The 14,445-nt window shown below is 66.9% G+C and carries 19 protein-coding genes; 8 read left to right on the top strand and 11 right to left on the bottom strand.

From position 1 onward, the window contains the following. Positions 1 to 9: 9 nt before the first annotated feature. The 6 genes from ACM0M4_RS16620 to pnuC form a co-directional block, all read right to left on the bottom strand. Positions 10 to 690, bottom strand: a complete 681-nt coding sequence (locus ACM0M4_RS16620; protein WP_003117395.1) for a C39 family peptidase — start codon at positions 688 to 690, stop codon at positions 10 to 12. 61 nt (positions 691 to 751) lie between these two features. After that, positions 752 to 1,774 (bottom strand): hypothetical protein, encoded by a 1,023-nt coding sequence (locus ACM0M4_RS16615; RefSeq protein WP_003088317.1) that lies wholly within the window; start codon positions 1,772 to 1,774, stop codon positions 752 to 754. Between the two features lie 56 nt (positions 1,775 to 1,830). Beyond that, complete coding sequence (locus ACM0M4_RS16610) at positions 1,831 to 2,400, bottom strand: hypothetical protein (protein WP_029610356.1); 570 nt, start codon at positions 2,398 to 2,400, stop codon at positions 1,831 to 1,833. Beyond that, positions 2,397 to 2,885 (bottom strand): hypothetical protein, encoded by a 489-nt coding sequence (locus ACM0M4_RS16605; RefSeq protein WP_003113478.1) that lies wholly within the window; start codon positions 2,883 to 2,885, stop codon positions 2,397 to 2,399. Before ACM0M4_RS16605 ends, ACM0M4_RS16610 begins: the two co-directional genes overlap by 4 nt. Positions 2,886 to 3,187: 302 nt before the next feature. Then, a complete protein-coding gene (locus tag ACM0M4_RS16600) occupies positions 3,188 to 3,715 on the bottom strand; it encodes an AAA family ATPase (protein ID WP_003088322.1) in 528 nt (175 codons plus the stop codon). Further along, positions 3,712 to 4,287, bottom strand: coding sequence for a nicotinamide riboside transporter PnuC (gene pnuC / locus ACM0M4_RS16595; protein ID WP_023110108.1), 576 nt, complete (start codon positions 4,285 to 4,287; stop codon positions 3,712 to 3,714). The genes ACM0M4_RS16600 and pnuC overlap by 4 nt, the downstream gene beginning before the upstream one ends. Positions 4,288 to 4,570: 283 nt before the next feature. Here pnuC and ACM0M4_RS16590 point away from each other — a divergent pair, with 283 nt between their 5' ends. Together ACM0M4_RS16590 and ACM0M4_RS16585 are read left to right on the top strand one after the other, a co-directional pair. Continuing rightward, positions 4,571 to 5,404: an undecaprenyl-diphosphate phosphatase gene (locus ACM0M4_RS16590; RefSeq protein WP_003088326.1), complete on the top strand. Its 834-nt coding sequence runs from the start codon at positions 4,571 to 4,573 to the stop codon at positions 5,402 to 5,404. 71 nt (positions 5,405 to 5,475) lie between these two features. Then, on the top strand, positions 5,476 to 6,198 hold the full coding sequence (locus ACM0M4_RS16585) for a DUF1294 domain-containing protein (protein WP_004349387.1): 723 nt from the start codon (positions 5,476 to 5,478) through the stop codon (positions 6,196 to 6,198). 10 nt (positions 6,199 to 6,208) lie between these two features. Here ACM0M4_RS16585 and ACM0M4_RS16580 read toward each other — a convergent pair whose 3' ends face one another. Further along, complete coding sequence (locus ACM0M4_RS16580; RefSeq protein WP_003119152.1) at positions 6,209 to 7,144, bottom strand: LysR substrate-binding domain-containing protein; 936 nt, start codon at positions 7,142 to 7,144, stop codon at positions 6,209 to 6,211. A gap of 148 nt (positions 7,145 to 7,292) precedes the next feature. On the opposite strand from ACM0M4_RS16580, the gene azoR2 reads away from it, so the two are divergent. Further along, positions 7,293 to 7,901, top strand: coding sequence for an FMN-dependent NADH-azoreductase AzoR2 (gene azoR2 / locus ACM0M4_RS16575; protein ID WP_003088332.1), 609 nt, complete (start codon positions 7,293 to 7,295; stop codon positions 7,899 to 7,901). A gap of 106 nt (positions 7,902 to 8,007) precedes the next feature. After that, positions 8,008 to 8,274, top strand: coding sequence for a hypothetical protein (locus ACM0M4_RS16570; protein ID WP_003088334.1), 267 nt, complete (start codon positions 8,008 to 8,010; stop codon positions 8,272 to 8,274). Between the two features lie 85 nt (positions 8,275 to 8,359). On the opposite strand, the gene ACM0M4_RS16565 is transcribed toward ACM0M4_RS16570, so the two are convergent. Next, positions 8,360 to 9,949, bottom strand: a complete 1,590-nt coding sequence (locus ACM0M4_RS16565; RefSeq protein WP_003111315.1) for an ABC-F family ATPase — start codon at positions 9,947 to 9,949, stop codon at positions 8,360 to 8,362. Between the two features lie 303 nt (positions 9,950 to 10,252). On the opposite strand from ACM0M4_RS16565, the gene ACM0M4_RS16560 reads away from it, so the two are divergent. Continuing rightward, on the top strand, positions 10,253 to 10,588 hold the full coding sequence (locus ACM0M4_RS16560) for a hypothetical protein (protein WP_003119150.1): 336 nt from the start codon (positions 10,253 to 10,255) through the stop codon (positions 10,586 to 10,588). Positions 10,589 to 10,717: 129 nt separating this feature from the next. After that, a complete protein-coding gene (locus tag ACM0M4_RS16555; RefSeq protein WP_115288810.1) occupies positions 10,718 to 11,089 on the top strand; it encodes a 5-carboxymethyl-2-hydroxymuconate Delta-isomerase in 372 nt (123 codons plus the stop codon). A gap of 20 nt (positions 11,090 to 11,109) precedes the next feature. Here ACM0M4_RS16555 and ACM0M4_RS16550 read toward each other — a convergent pair whose 3' ends face one another. Next, positions 11,110 to 11,610: a hypothetical protein gene (locus ACM0M4_RS16550; protein ID WP_115288809.1), complete on the bottom strand. Its 501-nt coding sequence runs from the start codon at positions 11,608 to 11,610 to the stop codon at positions 11,110 to 11,112. 184 nt (positions 11,611 to 11,794) lie between these two features. On the opposite strand from ACM0M4_RS16550, the gene ACM0M4_RS16545 reads away from it, so the two are divergent. Both ACM0M4_RS16545 and ACM0M4_RS16540 read left to right on the top strand, forming a co-directional pair. Beyond that, the gene (locus ACM0M4_RS16545) at positions 11,795 to 12,028 is read left to right on the top strand and encodes a hypothetical protein (protein ID WP_003111311.1); all 234 of its coding nucleotides are present in this window, start codon (positions 11,795 to 11,797) and stop codon (positions 12,026 to 12,028) included. A 91-nt stretch (positions 12,029 to 12,119) separates the two neighbouring features. Next, positions 12,120 to 12,467, top strand: a complete 348-nt coding sequence (locus tag ACM0M4_RS16540; RefSeq protein ID WP_003088494.1) for an I78 family peptidase inhibitor — start codon at positions 12,120 to 12,122, stop codon at positions 12,465 to 12,467. 66 nt (positions 12,468 to 12,533) lie between these two features. On the opposite strand, the gene ACM0M4_RS16535 is transcribed toward ACM0M4_RS16540, so the two are convergent. Then, positions 12,534 to 12,773, bottom strand: a complete 240-nt coding sequence (locus ACM0M4_RS16535; RefSeq protein WP_003088496.1) for a hypothetical protein — start codon at positions 12,771 to 12,773, stop codon at positions 12,534 to 12,536. A gap of 235 nt (positions 12,774 to 13,008) precedes the next feature. Next, a complete protein-coding gene (gene brnQ, locus ACM0M4_RS16530; RefSeq protein ID WP_003113469.1) occupies positions 13,009 to 14,322 on the bottom strand; it encodes a branched-chain amino acid transport system II carrier protein in 1,314 nt (437 codons plus the stop codon). Between the last annotated feature and the right edge of the window lie 123 nt (positions 14,323 to 14,445).

The following is a 14,445-nucleotide window of genomic DNA, read 5'->3' as shown; positions in this document are numbered from 1 at the left end:
CTCCTGCGATCAGAAGAAATCGCTCTGGATGAAGCCGAATTCCATCAGTTCGGCGTCCCTGACCGGTTTGAAGCGGTCCAGGCGATTGCGCGCGGTCAGCGGTTCGGGCGGCGTCAGCAGCGGATTGCCGCGGTCGTATCCCTGGCCGATCACGGCGAAGACGATGCCGTTCCAGCCCTTGGCGAACTCTGTCAGCGCGTAGCGTTTGTGCCCCAGCGCCGGGTCACCCACGTACACGTACTCGCCCTGGGTGCGTTGCAGGACGACGAAGTGCTTGTAGCCGCGGATTTCCATCAGCACGATGGCGGGGATCTTCAGTTGTTCCAGTTGCGCCGCCTCGATCCGGTAGCCGCGCGCGCGCATGCCCATGGATTCGACGTAGCGCTTCATGTCGAGCATGGAGAAGCCCTGGGTGCGGACGATCTCCGGGTCGGCGTGGGCGAGCATGCCCTGGATCACCGCCTGCTCGTCGAGCGGGGCGCCGTAGGCCTTCTCCAGGATGGTCGCGAGGGCCGCGGCGCCGCAGCTGAAATCGGTCTTCTGCTCGACCAGGTCGGCGAAGCGCCGCTCGCGGATGCTCTGCACCTGCTTGTAGACCAGGCCGCCGCCGGGCAGGGCGGGAAAGCCGAGGGTCGCCGCCTGGGCGGTGAGGTCGACGAGCAGCAGCAGGGAAAGGATGAGCGTGCGCATGGCCGGTTCCTGTGTCGGATGGAAAAGGGTTCCGGCTGGCGCCGGAACCCCTGGGCCAGGATCAGAAGCCAAGGCTCTCGCCACCGGCCGGGCAGCTGCTGCAACCGGCGGCGATGGACAGGGAGTTGCTCTGCTGGTTGCCGCCACCGGCGGCGATGTTCACCCCGACGTTGCCCGAGACGTTCTGCAACGAGTTGCTCAGGCTGGCGTTGTTGGTGACCGGGGTCTTGAAGCCGACGATCGCCGGGATGAAGCCGGACACCGTGCCTTTCAGGTCGACGTCGCCCTTTTCCTTGAAGGCGAACGCACCGCCGTCGTGGTTCAGGTCCTTGGCGCCCTGGGCCTGGCTGTCCACGTCGATGTGGCCGGTATTGCTGCCGCCCGGATGGGTCTGGCCTTCCCAGGTGTCGAGGTAGACGTTGCCGATCTGGTCGGAGGTGCCCTTGTAGCTGCCGTCGGCGTTCAGCTTCAGCGACACGTAGGTGCCGCCATAGGCGTAGTTGGCGCTGTTGACGGTGGTGTTGCCGGTGGAGGTCTGCGACGCGGCGCTACCGGCAGTGCTGTACTGGCCGTTGGAGACGGCGGCGGCCAGGTCGTTCTTCTGCTGGTTGAAGTTGCCAGCGGCGACGTTCACGCCCAGGTTGCCCGAGACGTTGTTGGCCGAGTTGCTCAGCGATGCGGTGTTGGGGTTGGAGTAGTTGTTCAACGTATTGCCGTAGCCGCTCTGCAGCACGCTGGTGCTGGCGGTCGCGGTGCCGAACACGAAGCTGGCGTCGGCGCTGGCCAGCGCGGCGGCGTTGGCCTGCTGGTTGTTGTCGCCGGCGGCGACGTTGACCCCGACGTTGCCCGAGGCATCCTTGATCGAGCCGCTCACCGAGGCATTGTTCACCGTGCCGAAGTTGCTGACCTTGTTGTTGTAGTTCTGCTGCGTATCCACCACCAGGGCCGTGGCTCCGCCCTTGTTGTTCGACTGCGGGTTGGGTTTCGGCGGGTGCCAGCCACCTTCGTTTCCGGCGTAGGCCGATACTGACAGCACTGCAGCCATTGCCAGGGCCAGCGGGGTCAGGACCATAGTCGCTTTCATGGCGTTTCTCCTTGCATTTCTGTGCTTAGTGTTGGGCTTGTGTTGGCTTGGCAGAGTCATTCCATGACCCTGACGCTGAGGGTGTTCATCGACTGATTGCCCACCCCAGCGCTCTGGTTCACCTGCACCACGCCGCTGCTCCCGGCGAAGGCGCGATCGTCCGTCGAGACGCTGCGTCCTCCCGGGACCGGAGTGGCCGAACCGGAGACTTTGGTCAGCGCCACGCTTTGCGCGAGAACGCTGTCATCCAGGCTTTCCGGGCCGTTGCTGACGTTCAGCCGGAAGGCGTTGATCTGTTGGTTGCCGAGGCCGGCGCCCTGGTTGACGCCGAGGATGCCGCTGCCGCGTAGCGCCGCCCCCGAGATGCTGGCGCTGGCCGCGATCGGCTGGCTGGCGTCGAGTTGCAGATGCTGGCGCTGGTCGCTGCCGACGAGGGCCGCGGAGCCGACCGCGACGACACGAACGTTGCTCTGTTGCTGGGCGTCGCCGGCGGCCTGGTTGAGGGCGAAGTTGCCGCGGTAGGTGCCGCTGGCATCGATGCTGGCGCGATTGCGTGAGGCCAGCGGGTCGGCCTGGAGCGACGTGATACAGGCGAAGGCGAGGAGGAGGGCGGACAGGCGCTTCATTGTCCACCCCCGAGCATCTGCAGCGGCGCCAGGCCCTGCTTGAGGCTGCCGTTGATCTGCCCGGCGAGGCCTGCGCCGGCGCCGCCTCCCGCGCCGTGGGTGGTGCCGAGGTTGCCGACGGCCTGGACCGTCGCCGGGTTCGCCGGCTGGCTGGCGAAACCCGGCAGGGCGCTTCCGGTGAGAATCATGCTGCGAATCCCGGAACCGCTGGTCACGATGGCGAAGTCGGCATCGCCCAGTTCGCGGCTCACGGTATTGCCGCTGGCCGCCCCGTTGGCGAGGGCGTTGACCTCGGCGGAGACGTTGGTGTCGACGACGGTGGGATGTGGGTCGGGCACCATGCTCGGACGGTAGGCGACCCGTGGCTGGACCTGGCGCTGGACGACGATCGTACCGTCCGCCGCATGCGCGGGGAGGCTCACCGGCACGGAGCCGACGATGACCAGCAGCGCTGGAACGACGATGCGTAGCGAACTCCCCGACATGATGGCGCTTCCTTCGTTGGCGCTGAGCCCTAATCAGCGTTGGCAGGGAGCGAGCATGGGGCGTGCCGGTTTTGCGTTTTCCTTGTCAATCAAGGGCTTGGAGGTGAGCGCCGGGGGAACCTGGCGGACAGTGTTGCATCCGTGCAACAGCAGGCCCGCCGACCATGGGGTCAAGCCTGCCGGGGAAGCGCCCGGAGCTGTTTCAGCGCCGAGACAGCTTTCCGCGGCGCCGTCGCGAAACGCTCTGCGCCAAGGGCCGGACTGTGCTGGCGGTGTATCGCTGGCGTGACAGGGCCGGCCCTTCAGCCGTCCCGGAGCAGCCCTTGCACTGCGGCGAAAGCCTGGCGCCGGCGCTCGGCCCAGTCGCCGGCGATGGCGCGGTAGGGCTGCCGATGCCGCTCCAGCCAGGCTTGGCATTCGCGGTGGAAGGCCTGGCGCTGCGCCAGTTCCGGCTGGCAGCGCTGGCCGTCGGCGCTCCAGGCTACGCCCTCCGGCGAGAGCAGCAGGTGCAGGTCGTAGCGCCGCCGCAGCAGGGCGGGTTCGAGCCAGTCCGGGCAGGCGCCGAAGAGAATCCGGCTCCAGAGGATGTTGCTCAGCAGGTGGGTATCGAGGATCAGCAGCGCCGGCCGCTCCGCGCGGGCGGCATCCTCCCAGGCCAGTTGCCCGCGGGCGATGGCGGGGATGTCGGCGTAGCAGGTGTCGCGGCGCTGTTCGTCGATGAAGTGGCGGACGTACTCGCCGACCACCCGGCCGCCGAAGCGGGCCTGGAGCTGCTCCGCAAGCCAGCTCTTGCCGCTGGATTCGGGCCCGGTGAGTACCAGCACCTTCATGCGGCGACGCCCTCGCGTAATGCCGGGTCGCGGCGCCAGGTCCGCCAGCCGTGGATCGCCAGCAGGGTGAAGAGGGCGTAGAGGGCGGCGGTCAGGTACAGCGCCTTGCTGGCGAAGAGCGCCACGAACAGCACGTCCACGGCGATCCACAGGGCCCAGCATTCCAGGCGCTTCTGCGCCATCCAGCATTGCGCCACCAGGCTGAAGGCGGTCAATCCGGCGTCCCACCAGGGACTGGCGGCATCGGTGTGGTTGGCCATCAGGTAACCGAGCGCGACGCTGCCGACCAGGCCCGCACCGAGCCCGTAGAGGCGCTGCGCGGCGTTCAGGCGGCTCACCGCGCGGCCGTCGTGGTCCTGCCCGCCGCGGGTCCACTGCCACCAGCCATAGAGCTGTAGCGCCGCGTAGACCATTTGCAGGAGCATGTCCGAATAAAGTTTCACCTCGAAGAATATCCAGGCGTAGAGCGTCACCATCACCAGTCCGATGGGCCAGCACCAGGGATTCTGGCGGACGGTCAGGTAGACGGCGATGGCGCCGAGCGAAGCGGCGAAGAGTTCAAGGGGTGACACGGAAGGCCCTCATGCGACGAGGGCGCATTGTAGCGAATGTATCCGGCGCTTCGCGAAGACCAGGGCGGAGGGGACGGGCGCGGAAAGATTCGTTCAGACGCCGGCTGGCAAGAATTCCAAGATTCCTGGCCGGCCGCTCTGGTAGCATGCCCGCCGGTTTCGTCTTCGGCAGTGGGGGAACTGGTCGGGTTCTTCGGAGTCGTAAGGCCTTCATAAAAGACGGCGAGTGTATCGCCGAGAACAACGAAAGCTCGTTCGGGACAGTAGTAGAAGGGGGAGAAACATGGAGTGGTGGACTGCTTTCCAGGCGTTCATCCTGGGCGTCGTGGAAGGGCTGACCGAGTTCCTGCCGATTTCCAGCACCGGGCACCAGATCATCGTCGCCGACCTCATCGGCTTCGGCGGCGAACGCGCCAAGGCGTTCAACATCATCATCCAGCTGGCGGCGATCCTCGCTGTCGTCTGGGAATTTCGGGGAAAGATCTTTCAAGTCGTCCGTGACCTGCCGAGCCAGCGCCAGGCCCAGCGTTTCACCGCCAACCTGCTGATCGCGTTCTTCCCGGCGGTAGTCCTCGGCGTCCTGTTCGCCGACCTGATCCACGAGTGGCTGTTCAATCCGATCACCGTTGCCCTGGCGCTGGTGGTGGGCGGGGTGGTCATGCTCTGGGCCGAGCGCCGGAAGCATGTGATCCACGCCGAACACGTCGACGACATGACCTGGAAGGACGCCCTGAAGATCGGCTGTGCCCAGTGCCTGGCGATGGTCCCCGGCACCTCGCGGTCCGGCGCGACCATCATCGGCGGCCTGCTGTTCGGCCTTTCGCGCAAGGCGGCCACCGAGTTCTCGTTCTTCCTGGCGATGCCGACCATGGTCGGCGCCGCGGTCTATTCCGGCTACAAGTACCGCGACCTGTTCCGCCCCGAAGACCTGCCGGTGTTCGCCGTCGGCTTCGTCACCTCGTTCGTCTTCGCCATGGTGGCGGTGCGTGCCTTGCTGAAGTTCATCGGCAACCACAGCTACGCGGCTTTCGCCTGGTATCGGATCGCCTTCGGCCTGCTGATCCTGGCGACCTGGCAATTCCACCTGATCGACTGGAGCACCGCCGGCGAAATGTGAGGCCCGGGAACCAGGCAAAAGGCGCGGCGCGAGCCGCGCCTTTTTTCGTCTGGCCGCCGCGGGTGGCTAGAATGCAGCGCGAAACGGGTAGCGAGCGAGTGGATGTGGATATGGAAAAGCCGGGCATGATCAGCCGCTGGTATGACGACAAGGGCTTCGGCTTCATCCTGCCGAAGACCGGCGGGGAAGAAGTCTTCCTGCATATCTCCGCGTTCCGCGGCGACCGCCGTCCCCGCCAGGGCGACCAGGTGTGGTTTCTCGCCAGCCAGGATGCCCAGGGCCGCCTGCGCGCCGAGAGGGCGCGGCTGGACGCGCTGACCATCGATCCGCCAACTGTCCGCCGTGGCGCCCAGGCGCCGGTGACGCGGGCCCAGGCGCGGCCGGCGCCGACTCCGCCGAGCGCGTTGCAGCGCCCGTTGGCGAAGCTGCTGGTCCTGCTGATCCTCTGCGTGCTGCCGGCCGCTGGCGCCTGGCGGATGTACCTGGACGGACAGGCCCTCTGGCCGCTGCTGGCCTATCCGCTGGCCAGCCTGCTCGCATTCGCCCTCTACTGGCGGGACAAGCGCAGCGCCGCACGCGGCGACTGGCGTACCCCGGAGGTCCGCCTGCACCTGTTCGAGCTGCTCGGCGGTTGGCCTGGCGCGCTGGTCGCGCAGCAGGTATTCCGCCACAAGACCCGCAAGCTCTCGTTCCAACTGGTGTTCTGGGGCATCGTCCTGCTGCACCAGTCGTTCTGGCTCGACAGCCTGCTCGGCGGGCGCCTGTCCGCCGCGCTGTTGCAGCGGATCGGCTGAACGGCGCGGCTCACTCGCGGGCGCGGCGGTAGGCCGGGCCGGTCTCGCCCGAGGGGCGTTGCAGGGCTTCCACGAGAAAGTCGATCAAGGCACGGATCGCCGGAATCTGGCTGCTGCGCGGCAGGTAGGCGGCCTGCATGGTGCTTTTCGGCAAGGTCCACTGCGGCAGGATGCGCACCAGGCTGCCATCGGCCAGTTCCCTGTCGCAGTAGCCTTCGGGCAGCAGGGTGACGCCGAGGCCGGCCACGGCGGCTTTCTTGCGCAGGACGAAGTCGTCGACGCCCAGGCGCGGTTCGCGTTCCAACTGGTAGCGGCTGCCATCCGGCCCGATCAGGGTCGCGTGGACCTTGCGGTCGTTATGAATAGCGCCGAGGAAGGGCAGGTCTTCGAGGTCTTCCGGATGTTCCAGGCGACGCCCGGCGATCAGCGACGGGGCGGCGAGGATCTGCGTGGTCGCCGGAGCCAGGCGCCGGCAGACCAGCGCAGGGTCCTCGTCGCCGAGTTCGCGCACGCGCAGTGCCACGTCCACCCCCTCGTTGAGCAGGTCGACCCGGCGGTTGGTCAGGAGGATTTCCAGCTGGACCTGCGGGTGTCGTTCGAGAAACCGCGGCAACAGGTCGGCCAGGTTGCTCGAAGCCATGGCCACCGGTGCGGAAAGGCGCAGCCGGCCACGCGGCTCGACGCTCAGCTCGGCGATCACCTGTTCGGCCATCTCCGCTTCCAGCAGCAGGTTGCGGCAGTGCTGCAGGTAGCGTTCGCCGACCTCCGTGAGCGCCAGCTTGCGTGTCGTGCGGTGCAGCAGGCGCACCTGAAGGCGCTCCTCCAGCTCGGCGATGCGCCGCGACAGGCGCGACTTGGGAATCCCCGTCTCGCGTCCGGCCGCGGCGAAGCCGCCGCATTCCACCACCTTGGCGAAGTAGTAGAGGTCGTTGAGGTCGTGGGGCATGCAGGCGCTCCGCTGGGGGGAAAAACAGATTGTCCTATGTGTGGGACGAATAGTCATGTTTCTACCGACTAATCGTCGATTGGCCTTGTCGGTAGGATGCAAACCACTCGATCGCCACACTGCGATCCCCCACTTTCAGGAGCGAGACATGAAACTTTTGCATATCGATTCCAGCATCCTCGGCGACGCCTCCGCTTCCCGCCAACTGAGCGCCGAGCTGGTCCAGGCCTGGCGGCAGAACGAAGACGGGCTTGACGTCACCTACCGCGACCTGGCCGCCGACGCGGTGGCGCATTTCTCCGCCCTGACCCTGGCCGCCGGCAGCACCCCGGCGGAGCTGCGCGATGCCGCGCTGAAGCATGAAGTCGCGGTGGGTGAAGAAGTGCTGGAAGAGTTCCTCGCCGCCGACGTCGTGGTAATCGGCGCGCCGATGTACAACTTCACCATCTCCAGCCAGCTCAAGGCCTGGATCGATCGCATCGCGGTCGCCGGCAAGACCTTCCGCTACACCGAGAACGGCCCGGTTGGCCTGGCCGGCGACAAGAAAGTGGTGATCGTCTCCACCGCCGGTGGCGTGCATGCCGGCCAGCCGACCGGCGCGGCCCACGAAGGCTACCTGCGCACCGTGCTGGGTTTCTTCGGCATCACCGATATCGAAGTGGTTCGCGCCGAAGGCCTGGCCTATGGCGAGGAGCCCCGCGCCCAGGCCATCGCCGCCGCCCGCCGGCAGATCGCCGGGCAGTTCGCCGCGGCCTGATCCCCGCGTCATCGGAAAACCCCGCTTCGGCGGGGTTTTCGCGTTGTGCGCAGCGGCGCGCTGCGTGTAGATTGGCCGGACAATTACAAGCACAAGGAACCGCCCTGTGAGCGCGTGTTACTGCCGCAACTGCGGCGCCCGAGCGACCCGTCTCGTCGAGAACGGCATCTGCGAAGCCTGCAAGCGGCGCTCGGACATCAATCCGAAGAACGTCCTGATCGCCGCCGCCCTGATCGTCTACATCGGGGTGAACGTGGCTGCCTACATCAAGGACCACCCGCCCCGCGAGCTGACCGCCGAACAGCGCGAGAAGATCGCCGAGGGCCAGCGCCTGGCGACCCGCGCGGCGATGATGGCCGGCTACGTCGACTGAGTCGCGCTCCCCATAGGCCCTGCGCGTCCATGCCGGAATGAAAAAGCCCCGCGGATGCGGGGCTTTCGCGTTGCGCGACGGGGACTCAGACGATTACGCCCTGGCTGCGCAGGTAGTCGTCATAGCTGCCGCTGAAGTCGGTCACGCCGTTCTCGCCCAGCTCGATGATGCGGGTAGCCAGCGAGGAAACGAATTCGCGGTCGTGGCTGACGAAGATCAGCGTGCCCGGATAGTTGTCCAGCGCCAGGTTCAGCGCCTCGATGGACTCCATGTCCAGGTGGTTGGTCGGCTCGTCCATCACCAGCACGTTGGGGCGCTTGAGGATCAGCCGGCCGAACAGCATGCGGCCCTGCTCGCCGCCGGAGATCACTTTCACCGACTTCTTGATCTCGTCGTTGGAGAACAGCATGCGGCCGAGGGTGCCGCGCACCAGTTGTTCGCCGCCCTGGGTCCACTGGGCCATCCAGTCGAACAGGCTCATGTCGTCGGCAAAGTCGTCGGCATGGTCCTGGGCGAAATAGCCGACGTCGGCGCTGTCGGTCCATTTCACCTCGCCGCCGTCCACCGGCAGGTCGCCGACCAGGCAGCGCAACAGGGTGGTCTTGCCGATGCCGTTGGGGCCGATGATGGCGACGCGCTCGCCGGCCTCGACCTGCAGGCTCAGGCCCTTGAACAGCGGCTTGCCGTCATAGCCCTTGCTGATGTTTTCCACGGTCACCGCCTGGCGGTGCAGCTTCTTGTATTGCTCGAAGCGGATGAACGGGCTGACCCGGCTGGACGGCTTGACCTCTTCCAACTGGATCTTGTCGATCTGCCGGGCGCGGCTGGTGGCCTGCTTGGCCTTGGAGGCGTTGGCCGAGAAGCGGCTGACGAAGGATTGCAGCTCGGCGATCTGCGCCTTCTTCTTGGCGTTGTCCGACAGCAGGCGCTCGCGGGCCTGTTCGGCGGCGGTCATGTACTCGTCGTAGTTGCCCGGGAACAGGCGCAGCTCGCCGTAGTCCAGGTCGGCCATGTGGGTGCAGACGCTGTTCAGGAAGTGGCGATCGTGGGAAATGATGATCATGGTGCTGTTGCGCGCGGTGAGCACGCCTTCCAGCCAGCGGATGGTGTTGATGTCCAGGTGGTTGGTCGGTTCGTCGAGCAGCAGCACGTCCGGGTCCGAGAACAGCGCCTGGGCCAGCAGTACGCGCAGCTTCCAGCCGGGAGCGACGGCGCTCATCGGGCCGAAGTGCTGCTCCAGCGGGATGCCCAGGCCGAGCAGCAGCTCGCCGGCGCGGGACTCGGCGGTGTAGCCGTCGAACTCGGCGAACTGGACTTCCAGCTCGGCCACCGCCATGCCATCTGCCTCGCTCATTTCCGGCAGGGAGTAGATGCGGTCGCGTTCGGCCTTCACCGCCCAGAGTTCCTCGTGGCCCATGATCACCGTATCGATGACGCTGAAGTCCTCGTAGGCGAACTGGTCCTGGCGCAGCTTGCCCAGGCGCACGTTGGGTTCCAGCATGACCTGGCCGGCGCTCGGCTCCAGGTCGTTGCCGAGGATCTTCATGAAGGTCGACTTGCCGCAACCGTTGGCGCCGATCAGGCCGTAGCGGTTGCCGTTGCCGAACTTGACGGAAACGTTCTCGAACAGCGGCTTGGCGCCGAACTGCATGGTGATATTCGCGGTGGAGATCAACTTCTTTACCTATAGAGGACTTACGCACGCCTGGACCATGGCGATACCGGTCTGCTACCGGTCTCGGCTTTCCGCTGCGCTCCATCTGGAGCATGGGGCGATCCTGCGGGCATTCGTGGAGTGCCGCAGCCAGCGTCATGACGTGGCTGTAGCGCGATGAAGGCGGGGTGTGATGCCTGGCATTCGGCGAATTGTCTCACAGGTGCGCCTGCCGTTGCATGACAGCGTACGCCGAAGCGGTTTTTCCCGCTGCCCGGCAGGTGGTAGAGTCCCGTCTTCCGCTCATCCGCAAAGGACTCCCCGATGAAGCCCGCTGTTCTCCCCGCGTTGTTGGTTCTGTCGCTGCTGGGCGGTTGCGGGGATTCATCGTCGGACGGAAAGGCCGCTTCCGGGCCGCTGGCGTTGCACTGTGGAGACTTCGGCAAACTCGAGGTGATCGACGGTTTCGCCAGTCTAAAGCTGCCCGACGGCAGCAGCGTCCAGTCGCTGGGCGGCGATGTCCGCAGCCTCGCCGATGGCCAGGCGCTGAGCGCGATTTCCTATAGCGACGGTTCGGTCCTGTACCGCCAGGCGGGCGACACGCCCGGCTACCTGTACACGCCGGCCAAAGGCCAGCGGCAGGCCTGCGAGACGCGCTGATCCGCGCCATCTACGCGCGGGCTTTCGCGGCCGCCGGGTTGATCTGAGCCACGCAGGCGCAGGCCGGCTGTCGCATCGCTCGTCGAGCCGCTAGAATCCCGCTCTCCATTCCCCGCAAGGCCCGCCAGCATGCCGCATCTCGTTATCGAAGCCACTGCCAACCTCCGCCTCGAAACGTCCCCCGGCGAACTGCTGGAGCAGGCCAATGCCGCGCTGTTCGCTTCCGGGCAATTCGGCGAGGCGGACATCAAGTCGCGCTTCGTCACCCTGGAGGCCTACCGGCAGGGAACCGCGGCGGTCGAGCGCGCCTACCTGCATGCCTGCCTGTCGATCCTCGACGGGCGCGACGCGGCGACCCGCCAGGCGCTGGGCGAGTCGCTCTGCGAGGTGCTCGCCGGAGCGGTGGCGGGCGGCGGCGAGGAGGGCGTGCACGTCAGCGTCGAAGTGCGCGAGATGGAGCGCGCCAGCTACGCCAAGCGCGTCGTCGCCCGGCAGCGCTGAGAGACTGGCGCGCGCCTGGCTCAGATCCAGGCGTTCAGCGTCGCGCGGGCCTGCGTCGGGTCCTCTTGCCGTCCCGGCGCCTGGCCGTTCTGCATGGCGATCATCTCGCGCATGCGTTCGCCGATGCCTTTCTCCACCTGTTCGCGTTTCTCCGGCGGCATCGCGTCCAGTTCCTCCTCGGTCAGGCCGAGGCTCTTCAGGACCTGCTCGCGCATCCGCTCGGCAGGCGATTTCTGCATGTACTCCTTGAACTCTTCATAGGCCGACTTGCCTTCGCTGGCGCCGGCAGGGGTATTCGCCTGGTTCTGCTTCAGCGTCAGGTTCAGCTTCGCAAAACCCTCGTCCAGGGCCTGGCGGGCGGACTCCGCGGCGGGATCGACGGCCTCGTTGCGCAATGGCGTGCCAAGGGCGGGGCGCGGTTTCAGCAGATCGCCTTTGCCGATCTCGGTGTTGGCTTGCCGCTGGTTGTTCAGGTAACGCGCAGACCAGCCGGAAAGGCTGGCGGGACCTATGCTGTTCATGACCTGCTTCCATGGAAATGAATGACCGCCGCTCCGTCGCAAGGGCCGTGCCAGGTCGCCGAACCCCGCGCCAGAGGGCTCGGCGCATGGCGCAGGGCGGGGCGGAGGCAAGCGCTTGCCGCGAACGGCAACGGCGTTCCGCGGTTAGAATGCCCGGCTTGTGCAGCAGGTTGCGAAGAGAGCCATGACCGACACTCCCGACGATCGAACCGGAGATGCTTCCGGCCTGTCGAAGCGCCAGGCATTCCATCGGCAGCACCGGCAACGGGCGGAGGAAGAGGCGCGGCGCCTGCTCGACGCCCGCGCCGAACAGGGCGGCCGCTGGCTGGACTGGGTCGCGGGCCAACTCTACCTCCTGCGTCCGCCGGAATACGCGGCCATGGTGCGTCGCGAACTGCAGCGCCTGAGCGGCGACTGAAGCTGGCGAATTTGTCAGCGCGGATTGCAGTTTCGCCAGGAAACCCATGCCACTGGTAAGGTGGCGATCCCAGAAGATCAGAGGAGGCGGTATGCCTTTGAAGCAGTTTTCCAGTGCACTCGTTCTCGCGGCCCTGCTCGCCGGTTGCAGCAGCAACGGCGACAGCCCGTCCACCGAAGGCGCCAGCGTAGCCACCGGCAGCGCCAGCGCGCCCGCGGCCACCCCGGCAGCGGACGGCCGTTGCGATGCCAACGCGGTGCAGGCCTATGTCGGCAAGCAGGCTTCCGCAGCCATCGTCGAAGAGGCCCGCCGCGCCGCCGGAGCGGAAGTCGCCCGGGCGCTGCGCCCGCACGATGCCGTGACCATGGACTACAACCCGCGCCGGCTGAACATCGATGTCGACGACACGCTGGTGATCAAGCGCCTGTCCTGCGGCTGACCGTCCAGCCTCGAATACGAAGAAGCCCCGCATCGCGGGGCTTTCTCTTGGCCGTTCGAAGAGGCCTCAGATGGCGGTACTGCGTAGGGCGGCGTTGGACTGGCTGACGGCGGTTTGCGGTTTTTCCTCGAGAATCGCCTGACGCTTGGCCTGGTATTCCTCGAACGACAGGCTGCGCCGGGCCAGGTCTTCCAGCGCCAGTTGCCTGACCTCGTCGCTGCTGTACGGGCGAGAGGGGTTGTAGTCGCTGGCGCAGCCGGCGAGGGCGAGGGAGAACAACAGTACGCTGATGAGTGCCTTGGCCATGACCGGCTCCTGGATTCGCTTTCCTGGGGGAATGGTCGAAAGGCTAACAACCGCGTCGCTGCGCTAGAAATCATCCCGCTCGATAGTGCTTATTCGTTCGGCTGAACGCGGGAAGAAGCGCTGCCGGCGGCGGCAGGCGCCAGCCGGGCCGGGGGACGGACGCCGCGATTGGCGCCGCCCGCCGGCATGTCCCGCGCTCGGCCGGGAGAACAAGCGGCAGGCCGCTGGGGCCTGCTCAGGCGGCGACTTGCGCAGGCTTGCCCAGCAGGCGGTCGACCAGGCTACAGGCGGCGAGAGTGGCGACCGAGGGGATCAACCAGGCCAGGCCCTGTTCGGCCAGCGGCAGGTGCAGCAGCCATTGCGGGAAGTCCTGGCCCAGGCCCGCCGCCTTCAGGGCATCGAGCACGCCGAACGCCAGGGAAACCAGCATCACCGGGGCGAGGATGCGCGTCGCCGAATGCCAGAGGCCGATGCAGAAGCTCAGCGCCACCAGCACGATGCACGGCGGATAGATCGCGGTGAGCACCGGGATCGAGACCTGGATCAGCTTGGTCAGGCCGAGGTTGGAAACGATGAAGGAGAACCCTGCCAGGATGATCACCAGGCTGCGGTAGGACAGCGGCAGGCGCTGGCAGAAGTACTCGGCGCAGGCGCAGGTCAGGCCGACCGCGGTGACCAGGCAGGCCAGCGCGATAAGTCCCGCCAGGAACGAGCTGCCGAGGCTGCCGAAGGTATGTTGCACGTAGGCGTGCAGGACTGCCGCGCCGTTGCTGGCGTCGGCGGCGATGGCATGGCTGCCGGCGCCGAGCCGGAACAGGCTGACGTAGACCAGCACCAGGCCGACGCCGGCGATCAGCCCGGCGACGATGGCGTAGCGGGTGATCAGCCGCGGCGACTGCACGCCGCGGGAACGGATGGCGTTGACGATGACGATGCCGAAGACCAGCGCGGCGAGGGTGTCCATGGTCAGGTAGCCGTTGACGAAACCCTGGGAGAACGCGGCCTGGGTGTACTCCGGCTGGGCCGTGCCGATCGGGCCGGCGGGCCAGAGGAAGGCGGCGACGCCGAGAATCGCCAGGGCAAGGATCTTCAGCGGGGCGAGGAAGCGTCCGACGGTGTCCAGCAGGCGACCGGGGTAGAGGGAGATGGCCAGGGCGAGGAGGAAGTACGCCAGGCTGTAGACGAACAGCGCCGTGCCGCTCTCGCCGAGCAGCGGCACCACGCCGACCTCGAAGGACACCGTGGCGGTGCGCGGAATGGCGAACAGCGGGCCGACCGCCAGGTAGCAGACCGCCGCCAGCAGGCCGCCGGCATACCTGCCGATCGGATGGCTGAGGGCGTCGACCGAACCGCCGACCTTGGCCAGGGCGATCACGGTGATCACCGGCAGCCCCACCGCGGTGATCAGGAAGCCCAGCGCCGCCAGCCACACATGGGGGCCGGACTGCAAGCCGACGATGGGCGGGAAGATGATGTTGCCGGCCCCGACGAACAGGGCAAAGGTCATAAAACCAAGCGCCAGGATGTCCCGGCCTTTCAAAGCGTTCATGCTGGAGAGGTACCGCGCTGCTCGAGGAAATTCACAGAAGGGTTTCCCGGGGGGTAGGGGAAACGGCACTCATCTGGATGGGACGAGCAGGGGAGGCGGCCGCTGTCCTTGTGGGAGCCGGGC

Source organism: Pseudomonas sp. 18-147, assembly GCF_051048045.1.
In the GTDB taxonomy this organism is placed as follows: domain Bacteria; phylum Pseudomonadota; class Gammaproteobacteria; order Pseudomonadales; family Pseudomonadaceae; genus Pseudomonas; species Pseudomonas aeruginosa.
Note: the sequence above shows the minus strand (reverse complement) of the source record. Positions and strands in the feature narration are given on the sequence as shown.